This window comes from Paraburkholderia graminis C4D1M, assembly GCF_000172415.1.
Taxonomy (GTDB): domain Bacteria; phylum Pseudomonadota; class Gammaproteobacteria; order Burkholderiales; family Burkholderiaceae; genus Paraburkholderia; species Paraburkholderia graminis.
Genome location: NZ_ABLD01000002.1, coordinates 39,760 through 55,257, shown reverse-complemented (window position 1 = coordinate 55,257; position 15,498 = coordinate 39,760). Strand labels below are relative to the sequence as shown.

The window sequence follows — 15,498 nt, the reverse complement described above, 5'->3', positions numbered from 1 at the left end:
TTTTTACGGCACAATCGACGCCCTGACTTTTGCCGTTCCCGCCATGAAGCTGCTGCTCATCGAAGACAATCCCACGCTCGCGCACTGGCTCGCGAAGATGCTCGAGCAGGAGGCATTCGCGCTCGACGCCGTGCAGGACGGCGACGCGGCGGACCGTTTGCTGCAGTCGAATCACTACGACGTCATTCTGCTCGACCTGAATCTGCCGAAGCTGTCGGGCAAGAACGTGCTGCGCCGGCTGCGTCAACGAGGAGACGCTACGCCCGTTCTGATTCTGACGGCGAGCGGTTCCATCGACGAAAAAGTGGAATTGCTCGGCGCCGGTGCGGACGACTACCTCGTGAAGCCATTCGAAGTGCGGGAACTGATCGCGCGAATCAAGGTGGCGATCCGGCGGCAGTCGCCCTCCAAGGCGAGCGAAGTGGTGTGCGGCGATCTCACGTTCGACATCGACACGCGCCAGTTCACGCTGAAAGGTGCGCCGCTCAATGTGACGCCGCGCGAGCGCTCGGTGCTCGAAACGCTCATCTTGAGGCTCGGCAAAACGGTGACGAAGCCCGCGCTCGTCGACGCCATTTTCACGCTCGCCGATGAGCCGAGCGAAGACGCGGTGGAGATCTACATCTCGCGATTGCGCAAGAAGCTCGACGGCAGTTCGGCGGCTATCGTCACGCTGCGCGGACTCGGTTATCTGCTGCGCAAGAAAGAAGATGACCAATAGTTTGCGGGTCCGCTTGTTATGGTGGTTGCTGGTGCCGCTTGCACTGTACGTGTTCGTGACCGGCAAGGCGGCCTACGACAATGCGAGGCAAACCGCCGATCTCGTGCAGGACAATCAGCTCATTTCTTCCGCGCGGATGATTGCCGGCGAAGTGGAATGGGTAGACGGCTTTTTGCGCGTGGATGTACCGCCTGCGGCACTCGAAATTTTTGCGTCGCCCTACCGCGATCAGGTGTTCTACAGCGTCAATGTCGACGGCCGGCATTTGCTTGCGGGCACGCCGGACTTTCCGCCGCGCCCCACGCAAGCGGCCGATACGCCCGACCACTACGACACCACGCTCTACGGCCAGGACGTGCGTGCTGTGGGAATCGTGCGGCTCATGTACGACAACGGCGCGACACGCCGCGTGCGCGTCACCGTCGGCAAGACCGTGCGTTCGCGCGACGCGATGGCCGAGCAGTTATGGCAACCGCAACTCGTGCGGCAGATCGAAATGATCGCACTGGCCGTTGCGCTCGTGTGCATCGGCTTGACGTTCGAACTGCGTCCGCTGATGAAGGTGAAAGAAGAGGTTGCCGATCGCGATCCGATGCAACTCGAACCGATTCGCGTGGACCGTTTGCATACTGAACTGCGGCCCATTGTCGAGGCGATTAACCAATGCATTGCGCGCCTCGGCGTGCAGGTTGCCGCGCAACGCCGTTTTATCGCCGACGCCGCACATCAGTTGCGCACGCCGCTTACGTTGCTCGGCACGCAATTGCAGTTTGCGCGGCAACAGGGCGGCGTCAATCCCGCGCTCGACGAAGCGCTCGCCGCCATGCATCGCAGTAACCGGTCGATGGTCGGGCTCACCAACAAGTTGCTGTTGCTTGCGCAAGCAGAAGCGGCGGACAACAGTCAGGTCGTTGTCGAGACAGTCGACCTCGTGCCGTTAGCCCTTGAAGTAGTCGAAGATCTCGCGCTGCTCGCACAAGGCCGCGAGATTGACCTGGGCGCGGAGCTTTGCGATAGCGCGCCAGTGGCAGGACACCGCGGCCTGTTGCAAGCGCTAATTGCGAACCTTGTGGAGAACGCGATTCGCTATACGGGCAGCGGCGGGCATGTCACCGTGTCAGTGAAAGCCGATGCCGATAGCGTCACTGTTAGCGTGCTCGACGACGGTCCGGGCATTCCCGCCGAGTCCCGTAGCCGCATATTCGAACCGTTCTTTCGCGCGTCGACGGATACGGAGGGCACCGGTCTCGGACTCGCCATCGTGCGCGAAATAGCGGACGCACATGCGGGCAATATCACGCTCGACACGGGCGAGGGCGGCAAGGGTGTGCATATGCGCGTGTCTTTTCCGCGTGCGGCGGCGGCAGTGCATTCACGCGCCGCCTGATAATGCGTTACGTATCGCAGCCGTCAGCGTATTCCGCATTGCACTCAGGCAAGCGCTCGTTCACCTGATCGAGCACGCCCGACTTCTTCCACGCCATATACCGGAGATAACAGGTTTGCTGTGGCGGAAATGTTGCGGGCAGCCGGTGCCATTTTTCATTTCTCTGCTGCAACCAGAGTATTGCATTGAGAATCTCGCGGTCGCTGCGGCGCGGGCGCCCGCGAGTGGCAACAGGCTCCGGAAATAGACTCTGGACTCGCGCCCAATCGGCGTCGGAGAGGGGAATTTCTAGCATCGGCCAGCTTGATTGACTGTGTGCAGGACGCAGTCGTTGAGTTGCGTGGCTGACGATGCTAGTAAAAGTTCTGTGTCCGGTCAAATTGCCTCCTGCGTCTTCTATCGGCACGCGCGCGTTATCTTTGCAAAGAGGCCGTTTCTCGCGATCCATTCGGCGTATGCACGATAGTCGGGGTCGTTCATCAGATGCTTTTCTTCTGTTTTCGCCCGCACGAAATAGAGAAGATTGACTGCAACGAGTGCTGCGCAATGCATGAGTGCGACTTGCCAACCCAAAGGCTCGATGAACGGCACGCTCACCATCCAGTACGACAGGTTCTTGGCAATATAGGCAGGATGCTTCGTCAAGCGATCAGGTCCGGAGGTGATGATTCCCCGGTTGGTCAGATTGGAGAAGCGCAAGCCAAAAGACATCGTGGCACAGGCATAGCACAGCAATAGCGCCACGATCACAGAGCCCCAGACTATCCGTAATACCGGCATCGAAATAAGCCAGTTGTCCCAGAACATCGAGCCTTCGTAGCGAATGTACTGACTGGAAATCAGCGACCAGAACGGCTGATAGCAGATGAGCGCAACGAGCCAGCCGAGCGTGGTCGGCTCCGCGCTGCGCACATGACTGTCCAGAATGCGAAGCGTGCACAGATAGCCGACGGTGCCGAACATCAGATCCATTGCAAACGAGAGGTCGTACATGAAGCGAAACGTTGCAAGAGAGAACGGCGCGTTCAATGCGGCGGAAAGCGAAGCGTTGAGTTGGGCTGCGTTGGCCGAGAGATAGACGGTCATCAGCGGCAGGAAGAACGCTTTCACCATCCAGCCGGCCAGCATTTCGCGTAGGGGCCGCCAGTTCGACGGACGTTCGCCGCGTAACAGCAGACGCGCGAGCAGCAGATAGGCGTCGCCGGTTTCGCGCTGATGCGTGTCCATCCACGCAAAGTAAAACGGCGCGGCCACTGCCACGTAAGGTGCGAGCGTTCCAATCAGCGACCAGAAGGGGCGATAGAACAAACCGTGGTATTCGGGCAATAGCCAGTAAAGCGCGCCGATGCCTGCATAGATACAGGCCAGGGACGCAAGACGCATTGCGACACGCGCGATGTTGAGCGACCGTAGCGCGCGACGCGTGAGCCCCGCGCTCGGACGCAAATAGACGCGCGCGACAAGCAGCTCGTAAGCACCCACGGTAGCGATGATCGCGAGGCAGGCCACGGTGCTGCGCGTGGCGCCGTCCAGCGCGGTGCTATCGCGCACGAGCCACAGCGTCAGCAGGCCGGCGAGCATGCCCAATAAGCCCACGGAAAACGGCGTTGCCGAGCGCGGAGCCGGATCGTCGGCACGCGCAAAGGTCTCGATGCTGGAGGTCATGTCATCCTCGTCGTCATGACATAAGCGGCGGCCGGGCGTTATTTTGTTTTGGGTCCCGGCCGCTTCGGGCTAGTGGTTATTTCTTCGCAGGGGTGACGCCGCCGAGCAATCCGCCGACGAGGTTTGTCACTGGCGCAAGCGGGTTGGTGCTGGACGACGTGCCGCCGCTCGAACCGCCTGTCAATCCGGTGATGAGGCCGGTGACCGGATTCGCGGCCGTGCCGGCTTGCGAACCGCCGGCCGCACCCGGGGCACCCGTTGCACCGGTCGCGCCGGCCGCGCCGACTGCCGATGTCAGCGATCCCAGAAGCGTCGTGACGGGGGCAAGCGGGCCGCTTGCGCTGCCGCCCGTGCTACCCGTCCCACCGCCCGCGCCGCCGAGCGAGCCCGCAGTGGCGAGAAGCGCGGTTACGGGCGCGAGCAGACCCGCAGCGCTGCCCGGCGTGTTCGCGCCAGCATTGCCGCCGAGCGAGCCGAGGTTGCCGATGAGGCCCGTCAACGGCGGGATGGATACGCTGCCGCTTGCGGTCGCGCCGCCTAGCGGGCCGAGCACGCCGGTCAGTGGCGCAAGCGGATTTGTCGTCGCTCCCGTGAGCAGTCCGCCCGTGGTCGTGACTGTCTTGCCCAATTGACTCACGACTCCGCCGACGTCTTTGCCGACCTGATCGCCGGTCGCGGCCGACACGCTGAGTCCCGCGGAGTTGAGTCCATTGCCGACCGTGTTCAGCAGCGCGTTGAGCGGCGAGCCGAGGCCGGTTGCATTGCCGACGGTCTGCGTCGTGTTCGACACGGCGACCGTTATCGGGTTGATGACCGAGCTGAGTTGAGTCTCGACCTGTTGCACGGGCGCGCCGGCCAGCGTGGTGCCGAGCCCCGAGCCGACTGCGTTCAGACCGCTTCCGACACCGCCGACGACGCTGCCGAGCGTCGACGTCAGCGGCGCAGCCGGCGCGAGCGGTCCGCTGCCGAGACTCGTGACCGCGCTGCCAAGCGACGTCACCGCGGCGGCCGCGTTGGACACGACGCCTGACGTCGAACCGAGTGTCGGGTTGAGCGGATTGGCCGAGCTGCCCAACGTGCCCAGGCCGGCGGCGCTGCCGTCCCCGAGAGCTTTGACGGCATTGCCGAGATCGGTCACGGCGTTGCCGAGGCCCGCGGTGGTTGCGTTGTTGACGCCGGGCACGGTTGTGCCGGTGACTTTACTGCCGGTATCGGCGACGGTTGTGCCGACAGCGGTGATGAGGTTGCTGGCGTTGATGACAACCTGGCCTATCGGCGTCGAGGAGGTGCCGGAAGTACCTGAAGTGCCTGAAGTGCCAGTGCCTGAGGTTGTGCCGGACGAAGTGCCGGAAGTGCCCGAAGTACCGGAAGTACCCGAAGTACCCGAAGTACCCGAAGTGCCTGAAGTACCCGAAGTACCCGAAGTACCGGAAGTACCCGAAGTACCCGAAGTACCTGAAGTACCCGAAGTACCCGAAGTACCCGAAGTACCGGAAGTGCCGGAAGTGCCGGAAGTGCCGGAAGTGCCCGAAGTACCTGAAGTGCCTGAAGTGCCTGAAGTGCCTGAAGTGCCTGAAGTACCCGAAGTACCCGAAGTACCCGAAGTACCCGAAGTACCCGAAGTACCCGAAGTACCCGAAGTACCCGAAGTACCCGAAGTACCCGAAGTACCCGAAGTACCCGAAGTACCCGAACTACCCGAACTACCCGAACTACCCGAACTACCCGAACTACCCGAAGTACCGGAAGTCCCCGAAGTCCCCGAAGTCCCCGAACTACCCGAACTACCCGAACTACCCGAACTACCCGAACTACCCGAACTACCCGAACTACCCGAACTACCCGACGTGCCCGAACTTCCAGACGTCCCCGACCCGCCCGAACTCCCCGAAGTCCCACCCAGTCCTCCGCCGCCGAGTCCACTGGTGTTGGGCGTAAGCGGACTCTTGGTCGGCGTATTAAGCGTCGAACCGCAGCCGTAGAGCGCGAGTAATGTCGATGCCGCGACGGCGATAGCAGTGCGGCTGGCAAATTTGATCATGATGTCCCCGTTGAACGACTATTGACGGGGACATATCTGCAAGCTCCGCGCCATAGGCTGAGCCTGGCGCGAAATCGCACAAACGAGGCATCAAAACAATGTTTCGGCGCCACGCATAGAATTAAATGCCAAAAACGATCTGAAAACCAAAGGTCCACGCGCCGATGTTCCCGCGCACGCTACGTAACGCCCAGCTCCGTCGTAACGGCGCGCGCACGCACTTACAGCGCTAAGCGCGCGAGCCCACAGCCAAACCGCGAAGCCCAACGCAACCTCAAAACGCAGCGGTATAAATCGCCAGCGCGTCTTCTTCAGCGACCGGCCGCGGATTATTCACGAGCAGGCGCGTTTGCAACATCGCGTCGCTGGCCATCCGCGGAAGGCCTTCGCGCTCGATGCCGACATCGCGCAATCGGGCCGGAATCGCCGTGGCGGCGATCATCTGCTCGAGCTTTCCGATCAGCGCATTCGTCTTGCTTTCAGCGCTGCCCGTTACGCCCGGCACCACGACATCCGCGAGTTCCGCATAAAGCGTCGCCGCCGATTCAGCGTTGAAGCGCAAAACATGCGGCAACACGAGCGCGTTGGAAAGCCCGTGCGGCACGTGATAAATGCCGCCGATCGGATACGCGAGCGCATGCACGGCCGCCACCGGCGAGTTCGCAAACGCCTGTCCGGCGAAGGTCGCGCCGAGCAGCATCGCCTCGCGCGCGCCGCGATTGCTGCCGTCTTCGCAGGCGGGCAGCAGGTTGCGCGACAGCAGGTCCAGCGCTTTGATCGCGAGCATGTCCGAGATGGGGTTCTTCAAATGCGCGGACGTGTAGGCCTCGATCGCGTGAACCATCGCGTCGATGCCCGTCGCGGCCGTTGCCGCCACCGGAAGCCCGAGCGTGAGTTCGGCGTCGAGAATGGCGAGGTCCGCGATCAACTGCGGGGCAACCACGCCCATCTTCTTCGCCTCGCCGATGGTCACGATCGACACAGCCGTGACTTCCGAGCCGGTCCCCGCGGTCGTCGGCATCTGCACGAGCGGCAAGCGCGACACGGTGACCTTGTTCACGCCATACATGTCGCTGAGCGGCTGCTCCTGCTGTGGCGCGAGCACGGCGATGAGCTTGGCGACGTCCATCGACGAGCCGCCGCCCAGCCCCAGCACGATCTCGGCACCGGCGCTGCGCGCCCGCGCTGTCGCTTCGAGCACGATATGTTCGGGCGGATCGGCGATGACGTCGTCGATCACGGTCGCATTCCAGCCATGCGCCGCGAGGTCCGCGAGTGCGGGCTTCAGCAGGCCGCTCTTGTGCAGAAAGCCGTCGGTCACCACGCACACAGTGTGAAGCGTGGGAAATTGCGCGCGCAACAAAGCGCCCAGCCGTCGCGCCGCGCCGAATTCGACGACGAGCGTCGGCACCGTTTGAAAACGGAATGCGTTCGTCATGCTGCGTCTCCCGGCACCATGTGGCTCGACACCTCGCGCCGCTCGAGCAACGGAATGATCGTGCCGAAGCCAAGACGCTGAAAATGTTCGGTCTCGCGATGCTCGGCGAGGCCGTTCGCGTCGCTGTACTGCTCGAGGATCACAAAATGATCGGGCTCGAGCGGCGAGCGGAAAAATTCGTAGTAGAGATTCTTCGGCTCGGCGCGGGTCGCCTCGGCGAGTTCGGCGAGATGCTTGACGATCGCATCGCCGTGGCCGGGCTTGGCGAAGAAATGCGCGATCACCTGCAGGTAGGCATTAGCCATGACTTACTCCAGCAAGAACGTAGTGGGTCTTTTTGTCGGCAGCGCGCGGCATCCGCTCGCTACGGTAGTTTGGGCAGGCGGCGAAAGCGCCGCGCAGTTCTCAGTTGTACCAGATTCGAATCCGCCGCTAGGCAGCTCGGCCGCGAAGTCGACGCTGTTCGGCATTCTCTTCAGCCGAGAGTGTTGGAGTTTAAGTTTATTTCACATGTTTATTGAGAATGATTCGCGTTTGCGTTAGATTGTCATCGTATCGTCGGCGCAGTTGCTCGTCTGCGGCTCTGGATGCAGCCGGCGCGCCGCTTCTGCAAGAGGACTCGTATGACCATGCTTTCGATGCCGCGGCCCTCGCTCGCGGATCTCTCCATCGAGCCGGGGCTGCCGGCCGTCGTTTCGCCGCGCGCGGGCGCCGCCACTATGTCGCTGCACGAGGCGGCGCCGCTGCTGCATGCAATCGTCGATGAACACCTCGAGCGCGCGGGCGGCGTGCTCTTCACCGGCTTCCGGGTCGAATCGATCGACGCGTTTCAGGCTTTCGCGGCGTCGTTCGGGCATCCGCTGATCGGTTATGAATTTGCGTCCACGCCGCGCAGCCAGGTTGAGGGGGCGGTGTACACGTCGACGGAATATCCGCCGCATCGTTCGATTCCTTTGCATAACGAACAATCGTACACGTGCGAATGGCCGTTGCGCATCTGGTTTCACTGCGCGCTCGCCGCCCGTTCCGGCGGCGCGACGCCGATCGCGGATAGCCGCGCGATCTACCGCGCACTCGATCCGGCGCTCGTCGCGCGCTTTGCGAGCCGCGAACTGCTTTACGTGCGCAACTTCGGACAAGGGCTCGACTTGCCGTGGCAGCAAGCGTTCGGCTCGGACGATCCGCGCGTGGTGGAGCGCGTGTGCCGCGCTCGCGGCATTGAATGCGAATGGCGCAACAGCGAAGACGGCGAACTGCTTCTGCGCACGCGCGAGCGCTGCCAGGCGGTCGCGCGGCATCCGCGCACGGGCGAGCGCGTCTGGTTCAATCAGGCAAACCTGTTCCACCTTTCGTCGCTCGATGAAGACATGCAGGAGGCGCTGATCGATTCCGTCGGCATCGAGAACGTGCCGCGCAATGTCTATTACGGCGACGGCGCGCCGCTCGAAGCGGACGCCCTCGCGCAGATTCGCGGCGTGCTGGACGAACAGCGCATCGTGTTTCCGTGGCGGACCGGCGACGTGCTGATGCTCGACAACATGCTGACGGCGCACGCGCGCGATCCGTTCGAAGGACCGCGCAAAGTGGTGGTCGCGATGGCGCAGAGCTACCGCGAGCGCGATGCGGTCGAAGGTGCGATTGAAGGTGCGGTCGGACATTCCGCCGACTGTTAAGCGGCCGATTACATCATCGAGGCGAGGTGGGCGGCGATAGTTGAGAGCGATTCTCATTAATCGCGAGTGGGTGGGTGCTGAGTCATCTATAAGACATATGTCTTTCGGCCTAGGGCAAATCGTTGAAACCCTTGTCTGGCGGGCATCCGGCTAGTTTGACCCGGTTCTTCGGCCTGTTTGTTTAGCAGCGGACGGACGAAAACACGCATATACTCACGGTCGGGCCGTAAAAAGTAGTGCCGCGGGTCGCGCTGCGTTTTGCTGCTTCGTCGCAACTCGCTGGCTCAGCGCTTCCCACGCTCTGTCTCTCACTTCACCTAGCAAAGCATCAAACATGTCCACACCGCCGAAGATCATCTACACCCTCACCGACGAAGCGCCTGCTCTGGCGACTTATTCGCTGCTGCCGATCGTCAAGGCGTTCACGCGCTCGTCCGACGTGATCGTTGAAACGCGCGATATTTCGCTTGCTGGCCGGATCATCGCTGCATTTCCGGACTACCTGACCGCGGAACAAAAGGGTTCCGACGATCTGGCGGAGCTGGGTGGACTCACCACGCGTCCTGAAGCGAACATCGTCAAGCTGCCGAACATCAGCGCTTCGGTGCCGCAACTGAAGGCCGCGATCACCGAATTGCGCGACCAGGGCTACAAGCTGCCGCCGTATCCGGACGTCGCCACGACGGACACTGAAAAAGACGTCAAGGCACGCTACGACAAGATCAAGGGCAGCGCGGTGAACCCGGTGCTGCGCGAGGGCAACTCGGACCGCCGCGCGCCGCTGTCGGTCAAGAACTACGCCCGCAAGCATCCGCACAAGATGGGCGTATGGTCCGCGGACTCGAAGTCGCATGTGGCGCACATGAGCGGCGGCGACTTCTACGGCAGCGAAAAGTCGGCGCTGATCGCAGCGGCCGGCACGGTGAAGATCGAACTGACGGCCGCCGACGGCACGAAGACGGTCCTGAAGGAAAAGACGCCGGTGCAGGCGGGCGAGATCATCGACGCTTCGGTGCTCAGCAAGAACGCGCTGCGCAGCTTCATCGAGGCGGAAATCAACGACGCCAAGGCGAAGGGCGTGCTGTTCTCCGTCCACCTGAAGGCCACCATGATGAAGGTGTCCGATCCGATCATCTTCGGTCAGGTCGTGTCGGTGTTCTATAAAGACGTGCTGGCCAAGCATGCCGACGCGCTGGCGCAAGCCGGCTTCAACCCGAACAACGGTATCGGCGACCTGTACGCGCGCCTGAAGGATCTGCCGGCTGAGACCGCCGCGCAGATCGAAGCCGACATCAAGGCTCAGTACGAACAGCGTCCGCAACTGGCCATGGTCAATTCGGACAAGGGCATCACGAGCCTGCACGTGCCGAGCGACGTGATCGTCGACGCATCCATGCCGGCCATGATTCGCGAGTCGGGCAAGATGTGGGGCGCCGACGGCGCGCTGCACGACGCCAAGGCCGTGATTCCGGACCGCTGCTATGCGGGGGTGTATCAGGCAGTGATCGAAGACTGTAAGAAGAACGGCGCATTCGATCCGGTCACGATGGGCACGGTGCCGAACGTCGGCCTGATGGCGCAAGCCGCCGAAGAATACGGCTCGCACGACAAGACGTTCCAGATTCCGGCGAACGGCGTGGTCCGCGTGACCGACGCGAGCGGCGCGGTGCTGATCGAGCAGGCGGTGGAAGCCGGCGACATCTGGCGTATGTGCCAGACCAAGGACGCCCCGGTGCAGGACTGGGTCAAGCTCGCCGTGAACCGCGCGCGCGCTACCAGCACGCCGGCTGTGTTCTGGCTCGACGCGGCTCGTGCTCACGACGCGCAGATCATCAAGAAGGTCGAGCAGTATCTGAAAGACCACGACACTAACGGTCTCGACATTCGCATCATGACGCCGGTCGACGCAACGAAGTTCTCGCTCGAACGCATCCGCGCCGGCAAGGACACTATCTCGGTCACCGGCAACGTGCTGCGCGACTACCTGACCGACCTGTTCCCGATCATGGAACTGGGCACGAGCGCGAAGATGCTGTCCATCGTCCCGCTGATGGCTGGCGGCGGCATGTTCGAAACGGGCGCGGGCGGTTCGGCGCCGAAGCACGTTCAGCAACTGGTCGAAGAAGGCTTCCTGCGTTGGGACTCGCTGGGTGAATTCCTGGCGCTGGCGGCGTCGCTCGAACATCTGAGCAACGCGTATCACAACCCGAAGGCGCAGGTTCTGGCCAAGACGCTGGATCAGGCAACCGGCAAGTTCCTCGATAACGACAAGTCGCCGGCGCGCAAGGTTGGCGGTCTCGACAATCGCGGCAGCCACTTCTACCTCGCGATGTACTGGGCCGAAGCATTGGCCGCGCAAACCGAAGACGCCGCGTTGCAGGCTCAGTTCGCCGGCGTGGCGAAGGCAATGGCCGACAACGAAGCGAAGATTCTCGACGAACTGCGCGCAGCGCAAGGCAAGCCGGTGGACATCGGCGGTTACTACCGTCCGAACGTCGACCTGACGAGCAAGGCGATGCGTCCGAGCGCGACGCTGAACCAGATCGTCGACTCGATCGCGTGATGTGTTGGGCGATGTGCGGCGAGTGCATGTAGTTAACGACGCACCTAATGACGCACCTACGCACGCCCAAAAGTAAGCGGTAAGCAAGACGATGGCGCTCTCGAGCGCCATCGTCGTTTCTGGCTCCACCAAGCGGACGCGCGTCATGCGGTCCCTCAAACGTGAACGATTTCCCAGTCGCTCAGTTTCTCGGGAATTTCCAGCGTCGACGTATCGACTTCCGACAGATGCGGGCAGGTCAAGCCGCGCGCGAGATCGTCGGCCGCCTGTTGCGGGCTCGAGAACTCGCCGAGCTTGTCGTTGCCGTAGGTTGCTTCCCAACCGTCGTGGCCGGGCAGAATATAGAACGCTCCCTGAGCCGATCCAAAGCGAAAGCCTTTCATTTTTCGTCTCCCAATTGCCAATAAAAAACCGTGGTGCGTTGGCGGCGTCATGGGTGGGAGTGCGAGGGGTCGTCAGATTGCGTTTCGTCCCATCCAACTCACTGCACCGCATGAACCGCGTGCTCTTGTAAAAGAGTCTACGTCAGCAGTCGGGGCCGCAAGCCGGAGTTAGATGGTTGGTTCGAAGGAAAAATGTAGCGTAAAAACAGCCACTTACGCGCTTTGTTTCGCGATGTGCAACGCGGGGCGGCATTGCGAAATGGCGGATTTGTGCCACGCACCACGGTTTTTTACGAAGCAAGGGCGCGTGTCACATCGTGAAATTTGGGGCCTGCGCGATACGGACAGGTATGTGTCGTGAACGCGGCCTTCGCGAAAACTTCACGAACACACGCGCGCAACGAACCCGAGCATCACTTCATTAAACAGCACGGGCCGTTGCAGCGGCGCGAAGTGACTCACGCCTGGCAGCACGCGCAATTGCGCGCCGGGAATGCTGCGCGCGAGATATTCGGCGTGCTCCGGCTTGATGAACTCGTCGTGTTCGCTCTGCACGATAAGCACCGGCACGCGGATACGAGCGAGATCAGGCGCGGCGTGGTTCGGCTCGGTCCTCATCATTTCGCTGACGGCCGCGACGAACGCATCGAAGTTGTCGGGCGTAGCGGATAGCCGCGCATAGTCCTGGCGATGACGGCTAAAACACCGATCGATCACCGGCGTCGCCACAAATTCCTTCGTGCCGCTCGGATCCATATTGCAGCCGAAGAAGAACACGCCCGCGACGCGCTCGGGCGCCGCCATGCCCAGCACCATCGCCACGCAAGCGCCGTCGCTCCAGCCGACGATTGCCGCTCGCTCGACCGACAGCGCGTCCATGACCGCGAGCACGTCGGAAGCCATCAGCTCATATTTGTATGGCCGCGCATCGCGCGTGCTGCGGCCATGACCGCGGCTGTCGATCACGATCACGCGGTGTCCTGCATCGAGCAGGGCCGGCACCTGATAACCCCAGTTGCCGCTATGGCCCAGGCCGCCGTGCAGCAGAATCACCGGCGCGCCTTTGCCATGAGACGCGTACCAGATGCGCGCGCCCTGGTGCTCGATCCAGCCCGACTCGTTCGACGCCGGCAGCGGCGGCGCGCCGTGCGCCTCGAAATGTTCGAGAGCGTCGTCGTGTGGGTCGGCGGACGAGGTCATCGCGGCTGTCTCCGGTTTTTTGCACTGGGTTGGCGGCTGGATACGCCAGCGTGCCAGCATCGCGGCACGCAAAGCAACAAGCCTACGAGATTTAGCTAGCCGGACCGCGCTTCACTTCGCGTCAAGCTTCGCAATCAGCATCGCAACGAAGGCTTCCGTCACAGGCGGCAACGTTCGGCCACGCTTCTTGATGAGCGCAATGGGCCGCGTGAACGCGGGATCGTCGACGGGACGCGCCACCAGTTCCGGCTCGGCTCGCACTTCACGCGCCGACGCCGGCAGTATCGTCACGCCGAGACCCGCGCGAACCATCGCGACCGCGCTCATCATGTAAGTCGGCTCGCAGGCAATCTCCGGCACGCAACGCGCATTGGCAAACGCGCTATCGACAACCGCCCGCACGCTCGTGCCTTGCGCGGTCAGCACGAGCGGCGTCGCGGCAAGGTCGGCGAGCGTGATCTTGCGCCGCTGTTTAGCGAGCGCGTGCCGCTTCGGGCAAACAACCACGAGCCTGTCGATGCCCGCATGCAGCACTTCGAGATTCGCGTCGTCGAGTTCGCCGCCCGTCAGTCCAATGTCAGCCTCCTCATTGCGCACCAGCGTATTGACCATGCTCGCGACGACATCGCGCACCTGAAACCTCACACGCGGCACGGCTTCCTTCAGCGCCTGCACCAGCTCGGGCAGCGAGCTCGCCGCGAACGTCGGCAGGCACGCGATACGCACGGTGCCGCTCGCGCCGTCGCCGAGCGCCCGCGCGTCGATCAGCACATGCTCCATGTCGTGCAGCGACTTCTGCAGAAGCGGCAGCACGTCCCGGCCGGTGGGCGTCAGCGCCACCTTGCGGCTGTTGCGGTCGAAAAGCCGCAAGCCCAGCGTTTCCTCGAGCCGCCGGATTTGCACCGTCAGCGCCGGCTGCGAAAGATGCAGGCGCGTGGCCGCCTGCGTGAAGCTGCCCGTTTGCGCGACGGCGATAAAGGCGCGAATGTCCCGGAGGTTCAGATCCATATCAACCCGTAATTGCTGCGATCAATTCATTTCAATTGATTTATCGCTGCATGGAAATTACGCTGGATTGCAGTAAAAAACAACATCGGAGACAAGCACATGCTGCCATTCCTGGGGCTGGCCACCATCGTCGTGCTGCTCGGCGCCATTCTGTCGAAACGCATGTCGCCGCTGGTGGCGCTCATCATCGTGCCGATCGCCGCGTCGCTGATCGGCGGATTCGGTTTTCAAACGAGCAAGTTCGTGATCGACGGACTGAAGGGCCTTGCGCCCGTCGTCGGCATGTTCGTGTTCGCGATTCTCTATTTCGGCACCATCACCGACGCGGGCACGCTCGACCCGATCATCGACCGCATTCTGCGCGCGGTCGGCACGCGGCCCACGCGCATTGTGATGGGCACGACGCTGCTCGCGCTGCTGATTCATCTCGACGGCTCCGGCGCGGTCTGTTTTCTCGTCACCATTCCGGCGATGCTGCCGCTTTACGATCGTCTGAAGATGGACCGGCGCGTGCTGGCCGCGGCGGTGTCGATGGCCGCGGGCATCAACTTTCTGCCGTGGACCGGCCCGATGATCCGCGCGTCCGCTTCATTGCATCTGCCCATCTCATCGCTGTTCAATCCGCTGATTCCGGTGCAGGCGATCGGCCTCGTGTTCGTATTCGGCGTCGCATTCTGGCTCGGACGCCGCGAGGAAAAGCGGCTCGGTCTCACCGCCGCAAGCGGTTCGGTGCCGATGCCAAAGCGCGAATTGACAGCCGACGAGCAGGCCTTGCGTCGTCCGAAAAACTTCTGGTTCAACATTGTGTTGACGCTCATCGTGTTGGGCACGATGGTCGTGATGGGCGAAAAAATTCCGCCCGCCATCATGTTCATGGTCGGCCTGTGCGTCGCGTTGATGGTCAACTACCCGAACGTCGACATGCAGCGCAAACGGATCGACGCACACGCGCGCGCCGCGTTGATGATGGCCGGCATTCTGCTCGCGGCCGGCGTGTTCACCGGCGTCATGCAGGGCAGCGGCATGTTGAAGGCAATGGCGCAAGCCGCGGTCGGCTTTGTTCCGCCCGCGATGGCAAGCCACATCCCGGTCGCGCTCGGCCTTCTGTCGATGCCGCTTAGCATGCTGTTCGATCCCGACTCGTTTTACTTCGGGGTGCTGCCGGTCATCGCCGAAGTGGCGGGGCAGCTCGGCGTGCCCGCCGTTCAGGTCGGCCAGGCCGCGCTGCTCGGACAGATGACGACGGGCTTTCCGGTGAGCCCGTTGACGCCCGCGACGTTTCTCGTTGTCGGCTTGTGCGGCATCGATCTCGCCGACCATCAGCGATTCACGTTCCCCTTGTTGTTCGGCGCGAGCATCGTGATGACGATTGCGTGCGTTGCGCTGGGGATATTCTCATTGTGAGCTTGACGCAAACAG

At 62.5% G+C, this 15,498-nt stretch carries 14 protein-coding genes; 6 read left to right on the top strand and 8 right to left on the bottom strand.

Features of this window, described 5'->3' with window-relative positions; translation table 11 throughout:
• The first annotated feature begins 43 nt into the window (after window positions 1-43).
• Together BGRAMDRAFT_RS03195 and BGRAMDRAFT_RS03190 are read left to right on the top strand one after the other, a co-directional pair.
• Window positions 44-721: a response regulator gene (locus BGRAMDRAFT_RS03195; RefSeq protein ID WP_006047217.1), complete on the top strand. Its 678-nt coding sequence runs from the start codon at window positions 44-46 to the stop codon at window positions 719-721.
• The gene (locus BGRAMDRAFT_RS03190) at window positions 711-2,108 is read left to right on the top strand and encodes a sensor histidine kinase (protein ID WP_006047216.1); all 1,398 of its coding nucleotides are present in this window, start codon (window positions 711-713) and stop codon (window positions 2,106-2,108) included. Before BGRAMDRAFT_RS03195 ends, BGRAMDRAFT_RS03190 begins: the two co-directional genes overlap by 11 nt.
• 7 nt (window positions 2,109-2,115) lie before the next feature.
• Here BGRAMDRAFT_RS03190 and BGRAMDRAFT_RS36050 read toward each other — a convergent pair whose 3' ends face one another.
• From BGRAMDRAFT_RS36050 to BGRAMDRAFT_RS03160, 5 genes are all read right to left on the bottom strand, one after another.
• The gene (locus BGRAMDRAFT_RS36050) at window positions 2,116-2,403 is read right to left on the bottom strand and encodes a transposase (protein WP_006047215.1); all 288 of its coding nucleotides are present in this window, start codon (window positions 2,401-2,403) and stop codon (window positions 2,116-2,118) included.
• Between the two features lie 101 nt (window positions 2,404-2,504).
• On the bottom strand, window positions 2,505-3,773 hold the full coding sequence (locus BGRAMDRAFT_RS03180; RefSeq protein ID WP_006047213.1) for an isoprenylcysteine carboxylmethyltransferase family protein: 1,269 nt from the start codon (window positions 3,771-3,773) through the stop codon (window positions 2,505-2,507).
• A 76-nt stretch (window positions 3,774-3,849) separates the two neighbouring features.
• On the bottom strand, window positions 3,850-5,814 hold the full coding sequence (locus BGRAMDRAFT_RS36045; RefSeq protein WP_083803795.1) for a collagen-like triple helix repeat-containing protein: 1,965 nt from the start codon (window positions 5,812-5,814) through the stop codon (window positions 3,850-3,852).
• 274 nt (window positions 5,815-6,088) lie between these two features.
• Window positions 6,089-7,252, bottom strand: coding sequence for an iron-containing alcohol dehydrogenase (locus tag BGRAMDRAFT_RS03165; RefSeq protein WP_006047210.1), 1,164 nt, complete (start codon window positions 7,250-7,252; stop codon window positions 6,089-6,091).
• Window positions 7,249-7,557 carry a putative quinol monooxygenase gene (locus BGRAMDRAFT_RS03160; RefSeq protein ID WP_006047209.1) on the bottom strand — a complete coding sequence of 103 codons (309 nt, stop codon included), beginning with the start codon at window positions 7,555-7,557 and terminating at the stop codon, window positions 7,249-7,251. Before BGRAMDRAFT_RS03160 ends, BGRAMDRAFT_RS03165 begins: the two co-directional genes overlap by 4 nt.
• Between BGRAMDRAFT_RS03160 and BGRAMDRAFT_RS34380 the strand changes: the two genes are divergently transcribed.
• The 3 genes from BGRAMDRAFT_RS34380 (at window position 7,556) to BGRAMDRAFT_RS03150 (ending at window position 11,488) form a co-directional block, all read left to right on the top strand.
• Complete coding sequence (locus BGRAMDRAFT_RS34380) at window positions 7,556-7,795, top strand: hypothetical protein (protein ID WP_157140579.1); 240 nt, start codon at window positions 7,556-7,558, stop codon at window positions 7,793-7,795. The two genes, BGRAMDRAFT_RS03160 and BGRAMDRAFT_RS34380, sit on opposite strands and share 2 nt — an antisense overlap.
• A gap of 80 nt (window positions 7,796-7,875) precedes the next feature.
• Complete coding sequence (locus BGRAMDRAFT_RS03155) at window positions 7,876-8,925, top strand: TauD/TfdA family dioxygenase (protein WP_006047208.1); 1,050 nt, start codon at window positions 7,876-7,878, stop codon at window positions 8,923-8,925.
• A gap of 334 nt (window positions 8,926-9,259) precedes the next feature.
• The gene (locus tag BGRAMDRAFT_RS03150; RefSeq protein ID WP_006047207.1) at window positions 9,260-11,488 is read left to right on the top strand and encodes an NADP-dependent isocitrate dehydrogenase; all 2,229 of its coding nucleotides are present in this window, start codon (window positions 9,260-9,262) and stop codon (window positions 11,486-11,488) included.
• A 155-nt stretch (window positions 11,489-11,643) separates the two neighbouring features.
• Here the strand turns inward: BGRAMDRAFT_RS03150 and BGRAMDRAFT_RS03145 are convergent, their stop codons facing one another.
• The 3 genes from BGRAMDRAFT_RS03145 to BGRAMDRAFT_RS03135 form a co-directional block, all read right to left on the bottom strand.
• On the bottom strand, window positions 11,644-11,871 hold the full coding sequence (locus BGRAMDRAFT_RS03145; RefSeq protein WP_006047206.1) for a hypothetical protein: 228 nt from the start codon (window positions 11,869-11,871) through the stop codon (window positions 11,644-11,646).
• Window positions 11,872-12,252: 381 nt separating this feature from the next.
• Window positions 12,253-13,071 (bottom strand): alpha/beta fold hydrolase, encoded by an 819-nt coding sequence (locus tag BGRAMDRAFT_RS03140; protein ID WP_006047205.1) that lies wholly within the window; start codon window positions 13,069-13,071, stop codon window positions 12,253-12,255.
• Window positions 13,072-13,182: 111 nt separating this feature from the next.
• The gene (locus tag BGRAMDRAFT_RS03135) at window positions 13,183-14,079 is read right to left on the bottom strand and encodes a LysR family transcriptional regulator (RefSeq protein WP_006047204.1); all 897 of its coding nucleotides are present in this window, start codon (window positions 14,077-14,079) and stop codon (window positions 13,183-13,185) included.
• A 99-nt stretch (window positions 14,080-14,178) separates the two neighbouring features.
• On the opposite strand from BGRAMDRAFT_RS03135, the gene BGRAMDRAFT_RS03130 reads away from it, so the two are divergent.
• Window positions 14,179-15,483, top strand: coding sequence for a CitMHS family transporter (locus tag BGRAMDRAFT_RS03130; RefSeq protein ID WP_006047203.1), 1,305 nt, complete (start codon window positions 14,179-14,181; stop codon window positions 15,481-15,483).
• The last annotated feature ends 15 nt before the right edge of the window (window positions 15,484-15,498 follow it).